Origin of the sequence: Streptomyces sp. 71268 (assembly GCF_029392895.1) — a bacterium.
Lineage (GTDB): Bacteria > Actinomycetota > Actinomycetes > Streptomycetales > Streptomycetaceae > Streptomyces.
In genome coordinates this window covers 5048375-5063129 of record NZ_CP114200.1, presented here as the reverse complement: position 1 = coordinate 5063129, position 14755 = coordinate 5048375, and the positions used below count along the sequence as shown (strand labels likewise).

The window sequence follows — 14755 nt, the reverse complement described above, 5'->3', positions numbered from 1 at the left end:
CGTTCCCCGTGACCGTCCCCGTTCCCATGACCGTCCCCGGTTCCCCATGACCCGTCCCCCGCTCGCACGCGATCGGGGCCAGGCCCTGACGCCCGCCGCGTCGTCCTGGTTAGGGTGCGGCCATGGCCACCGCCCACGCCGACGAACCGGTCCTGCTCGACCCCAAGGGCCCCGCGATCACGGCCATCGCGTGCGCCGTCGGCGCCGCCCTGTTCCTGGGCGCGGGAGGGGCCTGCGGTTACGTCGTCGCCCGCACGGTCGCCGAGTTCGGTGAGACCGGCGGCGGGTGGACGTGGGCCGGCGCCGGTCTCGCCCTGCTCGCGGCGTTCGTCGCCAGTGTCGGGTGGTCCACGGCCGTCTCCGCCCGCGCGGAGCGGCGCGCCACGCTCCAGCTCGCCGCGCTCGGCGTCGACGCCTCAGCCCTGGTCCTGGCGGTCGCCTCCGCCCCGCCGACCAACGACCACCACTTCCAGGTCCGGCTGTTGATGCGCGTCAGCGGCCCCGGGTTCACGCCCTTCGAGTGCGGCGCCGAGGTTCCGCGGTACCAGTTCGGCGGGGCCACGCCGGGGACGGTGCTGCCGGCCCGGGTCAACCCGATCACCCGCGTGTTCACCATCGACCGCCCGCCGGCGCCCCCGCCCCCGGCCCCGGAAGTCTGAGGAGCCGGTGGGACCGGTGCGGCCAGTGCGGCCGGTGGAACCAGTGAGGCCGGCCGACCCGATGTGGCCCGGTGCGGCCCGGTGAGTGGCGAGCGCCGACCCGTCACGGGCAGAGGCGTTCGACGCGCCAGGAGTGCGCGGGGTCGGACTCGGACGTACGGACGTAGCGCAGGCGGTCGTGGAGACGGTTGGCGCGGCCCTGCCAGAACTCCACCGCGTCGGGGGTGACGCGGAAGCCGCCCCACTCCGGGGGCACCGGGACCTGCTCGTTCGGCGGGTAGCGGTCGGCGAGTTCGGCGTACATGCGGTCGAGTTCGGCGCGGGAGCCGATCACCTCGGACTGGTGGCTTGCCCAGGCGCCCAGTTGGGAGCCGTGTGGGCGGGTGCGGAAGTACGCCGCCGTCTCGTCCCGCCCGGTGCGCCGCACGGTGCCGGTGATGATGACCTGGCGATCGACCGGGTGCCAGGGGAAGAGGAGGGAGACCGCGGGGTTGGCGGCGAGGTGACGGCCCTTGCGGGAGCCGTAGTTGGTGAAGAAGACGAAGCCACGCTCGTCGTAGCCCTTGAGCAGGACGGTACGGGAGTGGGGGCGGCCCGCCTCGTCGACGGTGCTGACGACCATCGCGTTCGGCTCGTGCAGGCCGCTGGTGACGGCCTCTTCGAACCAGCGGGTGAACTGGGCGAAGGGCGTGGCGGCGAGGTCGGATTCGAGGAGCCCGGCGCCGCGGTAGTGCTCACGCATGGCGGCGGGGTCATGGACGCGCGGCTGCTGCGGGTCGGCATGGGACACGCGCATATCTTGCAGCATGCGGGACGGACCCCCGCACGCTGCCCCGGGGCGGGCCGCCGTAACCCTCTCGGGTGGAAGGGGGCAGTGTGCCTCTTCTCACGCTTCCCCGCAGGTGGCGAACCCACCAAAATCATCGACTGGCCCACTGTGGCCTCCGGACACCACCAACTATCGTGTCCGGTCCTGGACCGAGCCGCACCACTTCACCGTCCGGGCCGGCTCCGCACGCGACTGGATGACCGCCAGGTCGCGCGGGGCCGGCGCCGAGGGGCGGTCGTCGCGGATCGCGAGCCGCACCAGCGGCCGTGAAACCGCACCGACTCCCCCATTCCTTGACAACTTGGTCACAAGCCGCTTTGTCGACCACTCTCAGAGGAGCCGCCTGATGTCCGACTTCGTACCCGGACTTGAAGGAGTCGTCGCGTTCGAAACGGAGATCGCCGAACCCGACAAGGAAGGCGGCGCCCTCCGTTATCGCGGCGTGGACATCGAGGATCTGGTGGGCCACGTCTCGTTCGGGAACGTGTGGGGCCTGCTGGTGGACGGGGCGTTCAACCCCGGGCTGCCGCCCGCCGAGCCGTTCCCGATCCCCGTGCACTCCGGCGACATCCGGGTGGACGTGCAGTCCGCGCTGGCCATGCTCGCGCCCGTGTGGGGCCTGAAACCGCTGCTCGACATCGACGAGGAGCAGGCCCGCGAGGACCTGGCACGCGCGGCCGTGATGGCGCTGTCGTACGTGGCGCAGTCGGCGCGCGGCCAGGGGCTACCGATGGTGCCGCAGCGTGAGATCGACAAGGCCGAGACCGTCGTGGAGCGCTTCATGCGGCGCTGGCGCGGCGAGCCCGACCCGAAGCACGTGGCGGCCGTGGACGCGTACTGGACCTCGGCGGCCGAGCACGGCATGAACGCCTCCACGTTCACCGCCCGGGTCATCGCCTCCACCGGCTCCGACGTGGCCGCCGCGCTCTCGGGCGCGGTGGGCGCGATGTCGGGCCCGTTGCACGGCGGTGCCCCGTCCCGCGTCCTCGGCATGATCGAGGAGATCGAGCGCACCGGCGACGCGAGCGCGTACGTGAAGGGCGCCCTGGACCGCGGCGAGCGGCTGATGGGCTTCGGGCACCGGGTCTACCGGGCCGAGGACCCGCGCGCCCGCGTCCTGCGTCGCACCGCCCGCGAGTTGGGCGCGCCGCGCTTCGAGGTGGCCGAGGCGCTGGAGAAGGCCGCCCTCGAGGAGCTGCACGCGCGCCGGCCCGACCGGGTGCTGGCCACCAACGTGGAGTTCTGGGCCGCGATCGTGCTGGACTTCGCGGAGGTCCCGGCGCACATGTTCACCTCGATGTTCACCTGCGCCCGCACGGCCGGCTGGAGCGCGCACATCCTGGAGCAGAAGCGCACCGGGCGCCTGGTCCGCCCGTCCGCGCGGTACACAGGGCCGGGCTCGCGCGACCCGAAGGACATCGTCGGGTACGCCGACATCGCCCGCTGACCCAGCCCGCCCCCGTGGGCCCACGGGCCCGCCCTCCCCGCCTCCTCGCCCCGTCGTCCCGGCCACGCGCCGGGACCGCGGGGCGTTCGCGCGTCCCCGCCCGATCACGGTGCGCCGCTGTTTTGAAGCGACCGCTTCACAACATGCTAGGGTCCGGAGCGGCGAGAACGGGCACCTCGCGCCCCTCTTTTGAAGCGGACGCTCCACAACACGCCCGCCACTCCCCCGCCCCCACCGCACCAACCCCACCCGGAGGAACATCGTGCCGCTGCCGGTCTACGTCCTCGGCTTCGTGATCTTCACCCAGGGGACCTCCGAGTTCATGCTCTCCGGGCTGCTCCCGGGCATGGCCGACGACCTGGGCGTCTCCATCCCCGACGCGGGGTTGCTGATCTCCGCCTTCGCCATCGGCATGGTCCTCGGCGCGCCGCTGCTCGCCCTCACCACGCTGCGCTGGCCGCGCCGCACCGCGCTCGTCGCGCTCCAGGCCGTCTTCATCGCCGCGCACGTGGTGGGCGCGCTCGCGCCCGGTTACGGGGTGCTGTTCGCGACCCGCGTCATCAGCGCGCTCGTCTACGCCGGCTGCTGGGGCGTGGCCCTGGCCGCGGCGGTGAGCCTCGCGCCGGCCGGCGCCACCGGCCGGGCCGTCGCCACGGTGGCCGGCGGGCTCACGCTCGCGACCATCGTGGGCGTCCCGGCCGGCACGCTGCTCAGCCAGCACGCGGGGTGGCGGGCCGCGTTCTGGGCGGTGGCCGTCGCGACGCTGGTCAGCCTGGTCTGCACGGTGTTCGCCGTCCCCGCCGGGCGCGGCACGAACGTTCCCGCCGTCTCCGCCCGCGCCGAGCTGCGCGGCATGGCCAGGCCGCACCTGTGGCTCTCGTACGCGATCACGGCGTTCACCTTCGGCGCGGTCATCGTCACCTTCAGCTATCTGGCGTCGCTGCTGACGGAGGTGAGCGGGCTCGCCGAGGGGTGGGTGCCGGCCGTGTTGGCGCTGTTCGGGGTCGGCGGGTTGCTGGGCATCGCGGTCGGCGGCCGGCTGGCCGAGGCGTACCCGCTGCGCACGCTCGGTTGGGGGCTCGGCGGGCTGGTCCTCGTCTCCGGGGCGCTGGCCCTCACGGCGCGGCACGCGGCGGTCGCGGTCGGGCTGGTCCTCGTCCTCGGTTTCGTCGCCTGGGTGACCAACCCGGCGCTCCAGTCACGCGTTTTCGCCCTCGCGCCGGAGGCGCCGACGCTGGCCGGCGCCACCAACACGGCCGCCTTCAACGTCGGCAACACGCTGGCCCCGATGCTCGGCGGCGTGGTCATCGACGCGGGGTACGGCTTCACCTCGGTCGCCTGGGTGGGCGTCGCGCTGGCCGCCGCCGGCTGCGCCGGCACCCTGTGGGCGGCCCGCCTCGCCGCCCGTACCGCCAACCCTTCACCCGTACGTCCCGCCGACACCCTCGCCGCGCAGGACCGCACCCCCGCCCCGCTGCTCGGCTCCGACGCCTGACCGTACGGGCCACGGCCTCGACCACGGCCTCAACCACCAGCACCGAACCGAGGAGTCACACCATGTCTTCGTCTTCCCCCATCCCCCACACCACCCCCACCGTCCGCACCCGCGTCACCGCCGATCCCGACTGGTACGAGTCGGCCGGGATATCGCTGGCCGTCCGGGTCGGGGAGCTGGTCTTCACCTCGGGCCAGGCGCCCGTCGACGCGCACGGCGCGACCGTCGGCGTCGGCGACTTCACGGCGCAGGCCCAGCAGGCGTTCGCCAACCTGGCCACCGTGCTGGCCAACGCGGGCTCCGGGCTCGACCAGCTCGTCAAGGTCACGGTCTTCGTCACCGATGTCGCCCACCAGGACGCCTTCGGCGCCCTGCGCGCCCAGCACTACCCGACCGCACCCTTCCCCGCCGAGTCCTTCGTCCAGGTCGCCGCGCTCGCCGACCCCCGGTGGCTGATCGAGATCGAGGCGGTGGCGCTGGCCGGGGCCGGCCCCGTCCGGTGACCGCGACCACAGGGTTTTGTACGGGCGCTACAAAACCCTTACCGTGACGTCATGGCCAGGCCACGCGCGTTTGAGGAGGGCCGCGTCGTGGACGCGGCGATGGAGACGTTCTGGCGGCACGGGTACGAGGCGACCTCGACCCGCGAGCTGAGCCAGAGCACGGGGCTCGGCCCGTCGAGCCTCTACAACACCTTCGGCGGCAAGCGGCAACTCTTCGTACGGGCCCTGCGCCGGTACTGCGAGACCGCCACCGCCCGCCAGGTGGAGGTGCTCCAGCGGCCGGGCCCGGTGCGCGAGCGGCTGCGCGCGCTGATGGTGGAGGCCATCGACGCCGACCTGGACGGCGAGAGCCCGCGCGGCTGCTTCGCCGTCAACTCGGCCATCGAGGCCGCCGGCAGCGACCCGGAGGTCAGGGAGGCCGTGCGGGGCAACTTCGGGCGGGTGGAGGACGAGTTGTGCGCGGTGCTGGCCTTCGGCCAGAGCACCGGCGAGATCCGCGCCGACCGCGACGCCCGCGCCCTGGCCCGCCAGGTGCAGACCGCGTACTACGGGCTGCGCGTGCTGGCGCGGGCCAGTGACGACCGGGACGCGTTGCTGAGCACGGTGGACCTCACGCTGGCGGGGCTGTGAGCACGGGCCTGACCCGGGCATCACTGTGTGGCGTGGGTGGTGTTCGCGCTGGTCGGGGCCCTGCCGGGCGGTCGGCCCGGCAGGGACGGGTCAACCCTCGTCGGGCAGGCCGCCGCGCCACAGCACCGCCGACGTGTGCCGGCCGGTGAGCAGCGCGCGGAAGGCGTGGGCCAGGGCGACGCGGCCGACGTCGCGCATCGGCGTCCACACCGTGTGGGAGCGCCCGCACTCGTCGCAGGGCGGCGGCCCGTCGGCGGCCAGCCAGCCGCCGTCGAAGACCAGGCCCACCTGCTCGTCGTGGCCCGGTTCGGCCGGCTGCTGGTCGACGGCCAGCAGCCGCAACGGCTCCGGCACGCGAAGCCCCAACGCGGTCGCCACCCGCCCCACGGCGTACGGGATGGGTTCGCCGGGCCGCAGGATGACGCCCGGCGGCGCGGGCCGCTCGTCCTGGACGACCTGGAGCACGTGCGGCCAGGACCGGCTGACGTCGAGCGGGTTGGACGGGTCGGCGGGGCGCCACACCAGCAGGTGGACCCACGTCTGACGGGGCCGCGTCACGGCCCCGTCCCGCCCGCGATCTGGGCCATGCCGGCGCACTCCTCCGGGCTCCTGTCGTCGAAGGTGCACAGCCCGCACGTGTCCCTGCCGTTGGACCAGAACCAGCCCTCGACCGTGCTGTGTTCGACCCGGCGCGCGTTGGGACAGAGCACGTCCTTGCGCAGCGCGTCGGGGTCGAAGAGCGCGAGTTCGTAGGCGTGCTGGAAGTCGGTGTCGGTGACCGGCGACCACGTGTCGTCGGTCCGCAGGAAGAAGCGGAGCGCCACGCCGCGTACGACGACGCGGTGCGTGCCCTCGAAGACGCGACGGCTCAGCACGCTGAGTCACCTCGCTCGGCGCCACGCAGTCCCGATCCGGACCGCTCGGGTACCCGTTCGAGGGGATGTTCGCGAAGACGCTGGACACGCGAAAGCTCGATGGCCTTACGGTGCTGAATGGCGGCGCGGAACGTCTTGACCCGCTCGCCAACCATGCGGACGGCCTGGCAATTGCCACCTGCACGCCGGCTTTCCGCAAGCGAGTTGATCTCTTGGGCCACCAACACGGCTGCCTGCTGATCCGCTCGCGCCGCGCCCTCGTACGAGGCGACGGGCGCGGTCAACTTCTCATCGGACGGCGTGGGGGCAGGGGTGGAGGACATGGCGATACCGCTCCTCTCCGTAGCGACATCACTACCGGGGGGATTCAGCGTGACCCACAGCGCGTAACCCTTCAAATAATCCAAGCCGAAGGAAGAGTTGGAGTCGACCATGGTCAACCGCAAGGACCTGAACCCCGACAGCAGCCCGCGCGCCGCCTACGGTGCACGTTTACGGAGGCACCGCGAGAACCGCGGCTGGACCCAGGAGCAACTGGCCGACCGCCTGGGCCTGTCCAGCCAACACGTTTCGGCCGTGGAAACCGCACGGAAACCGCCAACCCTTCCGTTCTCGCGCAAGGCAGATGATGCCTTCGGCGTGGCCAACTCCGCCGAGTCGTTCGAGCGCCAGTGGCGCGACATCCGGCACGGGAACTTGCTGGAGGGGTTTCCGGAGTACGTGCTGATCGAGGGACGGGCGGTTGAGATCCGGCTGTTCGAGATCGGGATCATCCCGGGCTTGCTCCAGACGCCCGCGTACGCGCGTGCCATCGCGGAAGGTGACGTGCGACGGGGCCGCATCACGCCGGAACTGGCCAACGAGCGCGTCACGCTGCTGGCCGAGCGTCAGAGGGCACTCGTGCGGCCTCGTCCGCCCACGATGATGGCGGTCATGGATGAGAGCTGCATCCGTCGCCTCGTCGGGGGCGAAGAAGTGATGCGCGAGCAGCTTGCGTACCTGGAGGAGTTCGCCGAGCGGCCGAACACCATGCTCCAGGTTGCCCCATTCGACATTGGCGAGCGGAGGCCGTTCGATCTGCCAATCAACCTGCTGACCATGACGGACCGGTCCGTGGTCACGTATGCGGAGTCACACGCGCAGGGTCACTTGGAGCGCGAAAGCGGCTTCGTGCTGTCTGCGCTGGCGGACTACCATCAACTACAGGCTGAATCCCTGTCGCAGGCCGAGACTGTGGCCATGATTGAAGAGGTACGAAAGGGCGCCCCGTGACGACCGAGACCCCCCGCTGGTACAAGTCCTCCTACAGCTCCAACGGTGGCAACTGCGTTGAGGTCGCCGCCAACCTCGCCGCGCATGGCACCGTCCCCGTCCGGGACAGCAAGAACCCGCACGGCCCGGCCCTCACCTTCGACACGTCGGCCTGGTCGGCCTTCGTGGCAGGCGTCAAGGCCGGCGACTTCGACGCGTAACCACGTACGACGCAACAGGCCCCCGCAGCTCTTCGAGCAAGAGCAACGGGGGCCTTCGCATGCCCGGGCGCACGGCTACCCGTGAACGCTACGCATTCGCGCCGCCGGCACGCCTTCCGTGCGCCCCCGACCCCCGCTCTAGCCTCGAACCGTCCGGCGTTTCGCAGTTGTTGCGGCTCGCGGACCTGAGTGCAGGACGCCATGCGCCCCCCATCGAGAGAAGGGTACGGACATGCGCGGACAGCGCTGGGCAGCGCTATCGGGGGACCCAGACAACACCGACATTGAGGATGGCGACGGCGGCGGCTCCAATCTCCCGCAGTCCCCCGAATTGACCTAACCAGATGAACCGCAGCCCCGTGGTCGCTCGTTGGTCAGGCGGGCGCCCCCTCGACTCTAAGGTGCCCACCGGAGGCAACTACCTTGGAGAGTACGGGGCATGGCGCAACGCTTTACCGGAACTGGGCGGGTCATCGTCGCCCCCATCACCGTGCAGTGGAGGACTGGGCAGTGCCTGGTCGCCTATGCCCGTGAGGGTGACATGGCGATCGTGGCGACCGTCCCGGCGCCGGAGGTGCCTCATGGAGAGTCCAGCCTCTGGGATGTGGCCGCACGACACTTACCCACCAACGTGGTTGATCAGAACGAGTCCTATGGGCGCTGGATCATGAATGTCGGCTGGGGAATGAGCGTCATGCCGCCCAAGCGCGCCCTGTTCACCTCCGATGAGCCGTGGACCATGGACGTGATGAAGACCGCGCGCCTGAAAGCTCCCGCCTACAACTCCGTCGGGGTGCATGTTGGCCGCCTCACCTTCGACGACCCGCAATCCATGGCCCGCGCCCGCGCACTGCTGGCACCTGTCGACCAGTAAGGCAGCCCGAGGCCGTGCCACCACCTCACGGCCGCGCCTCCCCGCGCCTCGCGCCCCGGATGACTTCGGCGGCCTCGGCCGGTCGATCGGCGGTGAAGTACACCCGCCGGGCCAAGGTCGGGCCGCCCTTGCGGAACTGGACGGGAAGAGGCTCGGCGAGTTCGAGGGCCATGGTGGTGGCGCTGCTGACCGAGCAGGCCACGGCGTCGTCCTCGTCCAACGGGCGGCGCAGGCCGTGGCTGGGCGTCATGCCGTGGGCGGCCCGTACGGTCTGGATCTGGTGGAGCGGAATCGCCAGGGCGCGGAACGGGCCGGTGCGCAGGTACAGCGTGTGGTCATCGATCAGGTGGGGAGTGCGCACGGTCATCGCGCAGAACCCCACCGTCATCACCACCGAGACCACGACCCAGGCCAGGTGCAGTGGCCGGTAGGCGGCGGGAACCATCGCGTCCACGACGACACTGGCCACCAGGTCGGCCGCGGTGATCGACCAGATGATGGTGCGGGAATCGGCGGAGTGCCGTATCGCTCGGTGCACGCCAGGGTGCGCGACCGGCTTGCGTGCCAACCAGGCGGCGAGATCGCGCAGCATGGTCATCGTCCAGGTCAGGGCCGATCGCCGAGGCATGGCACCGGACGGGACGCGGTCGCGGATGTCGTCTTGCGTCATGGGTACTCCCCCTGCCGCGAAGGCCCGTGGGCTGGGCCGAACTCCCGGTCGTCAGCCCGAGTATGGCCGCCTCGGCCAGCGCGAATGCCACTGGCCCCCACCGCCTCCTCCCCGAGAGCGGCCGAATGCCGCCCCAGGACGGAGAAGCATCGACCCGCTATTCCGTCTTGCTAAGTACCAGTAGTCAGCGTTACGGTGTACCAGTACTCAACAGCGCTGACTAGCGCAGAGGGGAGGTGCTTCATGGCCAAGCTGCTGACCGAGATGCTCAAGGGCACGTTGGAGGGCATCATCCTGGCCTCTCTGTCCGGCCGGCCCGCGTATGGCTACGAGATCACGGCGCGGCTGCGTGAGCAGGGGTTCTCCGACATCGCCGAGGGGACCATCTACGCGCTGCTCATCCGGATGGAGAAGCGCGGGCTCGTCGACGTGAAGAAGGTGCCGTCCGAGAAGGGGCCGCCGCGTAAGGTGCACTCCCTCAACGCCGAGGGAGTGGAGTACCTCGAAGAGTTCTGGAGGACGTGGAGCTTCCTCACGGAACGACTGGAACAGCTCCGCGAAGGGGGAAAGTGATCATGTCTGACGCCGAGAAGAGCGGCTTCCTCTCCAGGGTGATCGGGCCCAAGAAGCGCTGGCGGGCGTACAAGGCGCGCGTCAGGGACTTGCCGGCCAACTACCGGCTGGCGGCCGAGGCCATCGAGCGACACCTGATGCACTTCGTACCGACCGACAACGACAACGCCGCGACGATGTTCGAGGACCTCGCCGACCTGATCGAGGAGGCCGCGGCGAACGGAACGCCGATCCGCGAGATCGTCGGGGAGGACCCGGCGGAGTTCGTCGCCGAGTTCGCCCAGAACTACACCGACGGCGCCTACGTTCCCGCCCGCCTGCGCGAGCGGCTGGCCGACGACATCGCGCGCGCCGAGGCCGAGCCCCCGGAGGGTTCGGAGGGCACCGCGTAGCCCCGCACCGCGTAGCCCCGCACCGCGTAGCCCCGCACCGCGTAGCCCCGCACCGTACGTACGTCCCGTACCGCAGGTTCCGTACCGCAAGCCGCGTACGCACCACCTGCCGCAAGCCGGTACATCAGCCGCCGCGCCATCCGAGCCGCGCCGCCGTCGCGCCGGGCCCCCGCGTCACGATTCCGCCGTCACGCCCGGGCCCGGCGGCCGGGCCCCGACCACGACCGGGCCACTTCCCCGCCCCACGCGCCACGCGTCACGCGCCCCACACACCGCCACACGCGCCCGGCCACGCCGCGCCGCGCGACCCGCACCCTCAGCCGCTCACGCCATCGCACGGGAGAACTCCATGCCTTCCTCTGTCATGCCCACATCCAAAACCGGAGTCGGTCCCGCTCCGTCGACCGCCGTCTCCGCCGTCGGGCTGCGCAAGTCGTACGGGGACAAGACGGTCCTCGACGGCATCGACCTGCACATCCCGGCCGGGACGGTCTTCGCCCTGCTCGGCCCGAACGGGGCCGGCAAGACCACCGCCGTGAAGATCCTGTCCACCCTCATCACCGCGGACGCCGGCGAGTTGCGCGTCGGCGGGTACGACCTGGCCACCGACGCGCAGGCCGTGCGCGCCGCGATCGGTGTCACCGGGCAGTTCTCCGCCGTGGACGGGCTGATCACCGGCGAGGAGAACATGCTCCTCATGGCCGACCTGCACCACCTCTCCCGCCGCGAGGGGCGCCGCGTCGCCGCCGAACTGCTGGAGCGGTTCGACCTGGTGGAGGCCGCGAAGAAGCCCGCCGGCACCTACTCCGGCGGCATGAAGCGGCGGCTGGACATCGCGATGACCCTGGTCGGCGGCCCCCGGATCATCTTCCTCGACGAGCCGACCACCGGCCTCGACCCGCGCAGCCGCCACAACATGTGGAACATCATCCGCGGGCTCGTCTCGACCGGGGTGACCGTCTTCCTCACCACCCAGTACCTGGAGGAGGCCGACCAACTCGCCGACCGCATCGCCGTGTTGAACGACGGGATGATCGCGGCCGAGGGGACCGCCGACCAGCTCAAGCGGCTCGTGCCCGGTGGCCACGTCCGGCTGCGGTTCGCCGACCCGGCCAGGTACCAGTCGGCCGCCGCCACGCTGCGCGAGGCCCACCGGGACGACGCGGCGCTGGCCCTGCAGGTCCCCAGCGACGGCAGTCAGCGCGAGCTGCGCTCGATCCTCGACTGGCTCGACTCGGTCGGTATCGAGGCGGACGAACTGACCGTGCACACCCCCGACCTGGACGACGTGTTCTTCGCCCTGACGGGCCCGGGCGCCGCACCCGCCATCGGCCCCGCCGCCGACTCCTCCACCGGCTCCACCGCCCGCCCCGCCGCCGTCCCCCACCAGCGCAAGGAGAACGACCGATGAGCGCCCTCACCCTCGCCGTCCGCGACTCGACCACGATGCTGCGCCGCAACCTGCTGCACGCCCGGCGCTACCCGTCCGCGACCCTGAACCTGCTGCTCACGCCGATCATGATGTTGCTGCTCTTCGTCTACATCTTCGGCGACGTGATGAGCGCGGGCATCGGGGGCGGCGACGCCGACCGCTCCGAGTACGTCGCCTACCTCGTTCCGGGCATCCTGCTGATGACCATCGGCAGCACCGTGATCGGGGCCGCGGTGCACGTCTCCATGGACATGAACGAGGGCCTCATCGCCCGCTTCCGTACGATGGCGATCCACCGCACCTCCGTGATCATCGGGCACGTGGTCGGCAGCGTCTTGCAGTGCCTGGCCAGCGTGGTCCTCGTCGGTGCCGTCGGCGTCGCCATCGGCTTCCGCTCCACCGACGCCACGGCCCTGGAGTGGCTGGCGGCCTTCGGGCTGATCGCGCTGTTCGCCTTCGCGCTCACCTGGATCGCGGTCGGGATGGGCATGTCCAGCCCGAACCCCGAGGCGGCCAGCAACGCGGCCATGCCGCTGATCCTGCTGCCGTTGATCTCCAGCGCGTTCATCCCGGCCAGCACGATGCCGGGATGGTTCCGGCCGATCGCCGAGTACCAGCCGTTCACCCCGGCCATCGAGACGCTGCGCGGCCTGCTGCTCGGCTCCGAGATCGGCAACGACGGGTGGATCACCGTCGCCTGGTGCGTCGCGCTCACCGCGCTCGGCTACCTCTGGGCGACGGCTCGGTTCAACCGCGACCCGGCGTGAGGAGCCCGCATTCTCGTCCGGCGAGGTCGACGGCAGACCGCCGCCCGAGACCCGTCGCCCGTTCCCCGTAACGACCGCGCCGCCTGGCCCCCGGGCCAGGCGGCGCGCCCCGTACGACCGAAGGCCCCGCTCCCTCCGGCCGTACGGGGCCGCCGGCTCAGTCGGCTGGGCGACCGTCGAGCGCGCGGGTCATCGCTTGGGGCACTGCTTCCAGGCGAGGCGGTAGATGGTGTTCACGTCGCCGTCGGTGGAGTCCATGGTCATGAAGCTGGTCTGCTTCGGGTCCGAGGTGCCCGCGCTGACCCGCAGCTCGGTGTTGACGTTGAAGTTCCGCCGCGTGCCGCAGGGGGCCCAGACCAGTTCGCCCCAGTCGGTGCTGTCGGTGGCCTGCCAGTTGTCGTGGCGCGGGCCCTTGAACGTGTGCGTGCTGGACGTGGTGTCCGGCGAGCCCTGGAAGTAGAACGAGGACTTCTGCCGGCCGACGGCGCCGGGTTGGAGCGATGCGTAGCCCCGGTAGTCGGCGCTGGCGACGGCGTACGTGAAGCCGTGCGGGACGTGCACCAGCAGGCTGAGCTGACAGTTCTTTCTGGCGTCGGTGGGGTCGGAGGAGCCGCCGACTCTCGCCAGGTACTGGCTGTACGTCACGGTGAAGGCGGTGTTGTCCGGGGCGACGGCCACCGCCGCGGTGTCCTTCGGGCACCCCGAGCCGTTCACCGTCTCGACCTCGACCCTGACCTTCTCGGTGGGCGGGTTGGGGGTCGAGGAGGCCGGGCTCTGGGGCGAGAGCGTCGCGCCGAACAGGCCAAGCATCGCGCCAGTCGCGAGTATGCCGGAGTGCATGAGAGATCAGTCCTTTGCCTTGGGGACGGGCGGTTCGAAACCGTGCGGGACCACCGAGGGGCTGGGGACGTACGTGGTGCGAGCGGTTGCCCCGGCCGGCGGCCGTGTACGAACGGTGGAGCGGAGCGGCACGTACGCGAGTGGCCGGATAGCCATGCGCATGCCAATGGTGCGAGATGTTAAGGAGTCGTGGAGGAGCCGCCTAGGGCGAACTCAGGCCAAATCAAGGGACATACGACGTAGAAGGGGGCATACGTCGTAGAGGCGGTGTCGCGCCTTTCCGGGCCTCGCGTCGGCCAGGGACCAGATGCCAGGGGCACCCCGGCGTCAGGAGGCCCGGCGTCAGGTCCGGGTGCCGGGCGGGTGTCTCCGGCGCGTGGCGGGAGGCGGACAGCCGCGTCACCGCGCGCGATAAACCGGGCGACGCCGGCGACCGTCCTCGGAATACTCGTCGCCCATGGATGCGGTCGAATCACCCGTGAGCCGGGACGAGGTCAAGGTCGTCGTCGCCCATTCCGAGCGCGCGACGCTGCGCGTCGGTGACGTGTTCCTGAAGGTGGACGCCGACCAGGCGCGCATGGACGCCGAGGTCAGGGCGATGACGTTGGCGCCGGTACCGACGCCGGAGATCCTGTGGCGCGAGCCGCCCGCGCTCGCGCTCGCCGCGCTCCCGGGGACGACCCTCGGGAGCCTGGGCGGGGCGGCGACCGGGTCGGCGGCGGCGTGGGCCGCGGCGGGCGCCGCCATCCGGAAGCTGCACGACGGGCCGCTGCCGCCGTGGCCCGGCCGGGCCGGGCGGAGCGTCGCGGCGCTGGTGGCGGAACTCGACGCCGAGTGCGCGTCGCTCGTGACGAGCGGGCTCCTCCCCGCCGACCTGGTCACCCGCAACCGCCAGGTCGCTGAGGCCGCGTTCCGGCCCTGGACCCCGGCGTTCACCCACGGCGACCTACAGATCGCGCACGTCTTCCTCGACGGCGACCGGGTCACCGGCATCATCGACTGGTCCGAGGCGGGCCAGGGCGACGCCCTGTACGACCTCGCCACCTTCACGCTCGGACACGAGGAGCACCTCGACGACGTCATCGCCGGCTACGGCGCCGACATCGACCTCGACGTGATCCACGCGTGGTGGTCGCTGCGCAGCCTGCTGGCCGTTCGCTGGTTGTCCGAGCACGGCTTCGACCCGTTCGCACCGGGCTGCGAGGTCGACGTACTGAGGGCTCGGATGTGAGGTGCGGAGAGCCTGGGTGTGAGGTGCGGGCAGGCCGGGGGTGGGGCCCGCGCGTCGGGTGGGGCC

The 14755-nt window shown here is 71.5% G+C and carries 19 protein-coding genes; 13 read left to right on the top strand and 6 right to left on the bottom strand.

Annotation, left to right across the window (positions count from 1 at the left end; all coding sequences use genetic code 11):
* The first annotated feature begins 122 nt into the window (after window positions 1-122).
* Window positions 123-659, top strand: a complete 537-nt coding sequence (locus tag OYE22_RS20040; RefSeq protein WP_277321697.1) for a hypothetical protein — start codon at window positions 123-125, stop codon at window positions 657-659.
* A gap of 103 nt (window positions 660-762) precedes the next feature.
* Here the strand turns inward: OYE22_RS20040 and pdxH are convergent, their stop codons facing one another.
* Window positions 763-1401 carry a pyridoxamine 5'-phosphate oxidase gene (gene pdxH, locus OYE22_RS20035; protein ID WP_277324222.1) on the bottom strand — a complete coding sequence of 213 codons (639 nt, stop codon included), beginning with the start codon at window positions 1399-1401 and terminating at the stop codon, window positions 763-765.
* A gap of 433 nt (window positions 1402-1834) precedes the next feature.
* Here pdxH and OYE22_RS20030 point away from each other — a divergent pair, with 433 nt between their 5' ends.
* The 4 genes from OYE22_RS20030 (at window position 1835) to OYE22_RS20015 (ending at window position 5563) form a co-directional block, all read left to right on the top strand.
* Window positions 1835-2935, top strand: a complete 1101-nt coding sequence (locus tag OYE22_RS20030; RefSeq protein ID WP_187063568.1) for a citrate synthase 2 — start codon at window positions 1835-1837, stop codon at window positions 2933-2935.
* Between the two features lie 262 nt (window positions 2936-3197).
* The gene (locus tag OYE22_RS20025; protein WP_277321696.1) at window positions 3198-4430 is read left to right on the top strand and encodes a Cmx/CmrA family chloramphenicol efflux MFS transporter; all 1233 of its coding nucleotides are present in this window, start codon (window positions 3198-3200) and stop codon (window positions 4428-4430) included.
* Window positions 4431-4492: 62 nt separating this feature from the next.
* Window positions 4493-4933, top strand: coding sequence for a RidA family protein (locus OYE22_RS20020; RefSeq protein ID WP_277321695.1), 441 nt, complete (start codon window positions 4493-4495; stop codon window positions 4931-4933).
* Window positions 4934-4984: 51 nt separating this feature from the next.
* A complete protein-coding gene (locus OYE22_RS20015; RefSeq protein ID WP_277321694.1) occupies window positions 4985-5563 on the top strand; it encodes a TetR/AcrR family transcriptional regulator in 579 nt (192 codons plus the stop codon).
* Window positions 5564-5653: 90 nt separating this feature from the next.
* On the opposite strand, the gene OYE22_RS20010 is transcribed toward OYE22_RS20015, so the two are convergent.
* From OYE22_RS20010 to OYE22_RS20000, 3 genes are read right to left on the bottom strand one after another with little or no spacing between them, the layout of a single operon-like run.
* Window positions 5654-6121 carry a hypothetical protein gene (locus OYE22_RS20010; protein ID WP_277321693.1) on the bottom strand — a complete coding sequence of 156 codons (468 nt, stop codon included), beginning with the start codon at window positions 6119-6121 and terminating at the stop codon, window positions 5654-5656.
* Window positions 6118-6438 (bottom strand): hypothetical protein, encoded by a 321-nt coding sequence (locus tag OYE22_RS20005; RefSeq protein ID WP_277321692.1) that lies wholly within the window; start codon window positions 6436-6438, stop codon window positions 6118-6120. The genes OYE22_RS20010 and OYE22_RS20005 overlap by 4 nt, the downstream gene beginning before the upstream one ends.
* On the bottom strand, window positions 6432-6872 hold the full coding sequence (locus OYE22_RS20000; protein ID WP_277321691.1) for a hypothetical protein: 441 nt from the start codon (window positions 6870-6872) through the stop codon (window positions 6432-6434). The genes OYE22_RS20005 and OYE22_RS20000 overlap by 7 nt, the downstream gene beginning before the upstream one ends.
* On the opposite strand from OYE22_RS20000, the gene OYE22_RS19995 reads away from it, so the two are divergent.
* The 3 genes from OYE22_RS19995 (at window position 6871) to OYE22_RS19985 (ending at window position 8784) form a co-directional block, all read left to right on the top strand.
* On the top strand, window positions 6871-7710 hold the full coding sequence (locus OYE22_RS19995; protein WP_277321690.1) for a helix-turn-helix transcriptional regulator: 840 nt from the start codon (window positions 6871-6873) through the stop codon (window positions 7708-7710). The genes OYE22_RS20000 and OYE22_RS19995 overlap by 2 nt on opposite strands.
* Window positions 7707-7910: a DUF397 domain-containing protein gene (locus OYE22_RS19990; RefSeq protein ID WP_277321689.1), complete on the top strand. Its 204-nt coding sequence runs from the start codon at window positions 7707-7709 to the stop codon at window positions 7908-7910. Before OYE22_RS19995 ends, OYE22_RS19990 begins: the two co-directional genes overlap by 4 nt.
* 439 nt (window positions 7911-8349) lie before the next feature.
* On the top strand, window positions 8350-8784 hold the full coding sequence (locus OYE22_RS19985; protein WP_277321688.1) for a hypothetical protein: 435 nt from the start codon (window positions 8350-8352) through the stop codon (window positions 8782-8784).
* 25 nt (window positions 8785-8809) lie between these two features.
* On the opposite strand, the gene OYE22_RS19980 is transcribed toward OYE22_RS19985, so the two are convergent.
* Entirely contained in the window at window positions 8810-9454 is a 645-nt protein-coding gene (locus OYE22_RS19980; RefSeq protein ID WP_277321687.1) for a hypothetical protein, read from the bottom strand.
* 243 nt (window positions 9455-9697) lie between these two features.
* Between OYE22_RS19980 and OYE22_RS19975 the strand changes: the two genes are divergently transcribed.
* The 4 genes from OYE22_RS19975 to OYE22_RS19960 all read left to right on the top strand — a co-directional run bounded on the left by OYE22_RS19975 (window position 9698) and on the right by OYE22_RS19960 (window position 12618).
* Complete coding sequence (locus OYE22_RS19975) at window positions 9698-10027, top strand: PadR family transcriptional regulator (protein WP_277321686.1); 330 nt, start codon at window positions 9698-9700, stop codon at window positions 10025-10027.
* A 2-nt stretch (window positions 10028-10029) separates the two neighbouring features.
* Window positions 10030-10419, top strand: a complete 390-nt coding sequence (locus OYE22_RS19970) for a DUF1048 domain-containing protein (RefSeq protein WP_277321685.1) — start codon at window positions 10030-10032, stop codon at window positions 10417-10419.
* A 364-nt stretch (window positions 10420-10783) separates the two neighbouring features.
* Window positions 10784-11830 (top strand): ATP-binding cassette domain-containing protein, encoded by a 1047-nt coding sequence (locus OYE22_RS19965; RefSeq protein WP_277321684.1) that lies wholly within the window; start codon window positions 10784-10786, stop codon window positions 11828-11830.
* A complete protein-coding gene (locus OYE22_RS19960; RefSeq protein WP_277321683.1) occupies window positions 11827-12618 on the top strand; it encodes an ABC transporter permease in 792 nt (263 codons plus the stop codon). The genes OYE22_RS19965 and OYE22_RS19960 overlap by 4 nt, the downstream gene beginning before the upstream one ends.
* A gap of 189 nt (window positions 12619-12807) precedes the next feature.
* Here the strand turns inward: OYE22_RS19960 and OYE22_RS19955 are convergent, their stop codons facing one another.
* Entirely contained in the window at window positions 12808-13458 is a 651-nt protein-coding gene (locus tag OYE22_RS19955) for a DUF4360 domain-containing protein (RefSeq protein ID WP_277321682.1), read from the bottom strand.
* A 457-nt stretch (window positions 13459-13915) separates the two neighbouring features.
* Between OYE22_RS19955 and OYE22_RS19950 the strand changes: the two genes are divergently transcribed.
* Window positions 13916-14689, top strand: coding sequence for a phosphotransferase (locus OYE22_RS19950; RefSeq protein WP_277321681.1), 774 nt, complete (start codon window positions 13916-13918; stop codon window positions 14687-14689).
* Window positions 14690-14755: the final 66 nt, after the last annotated feature.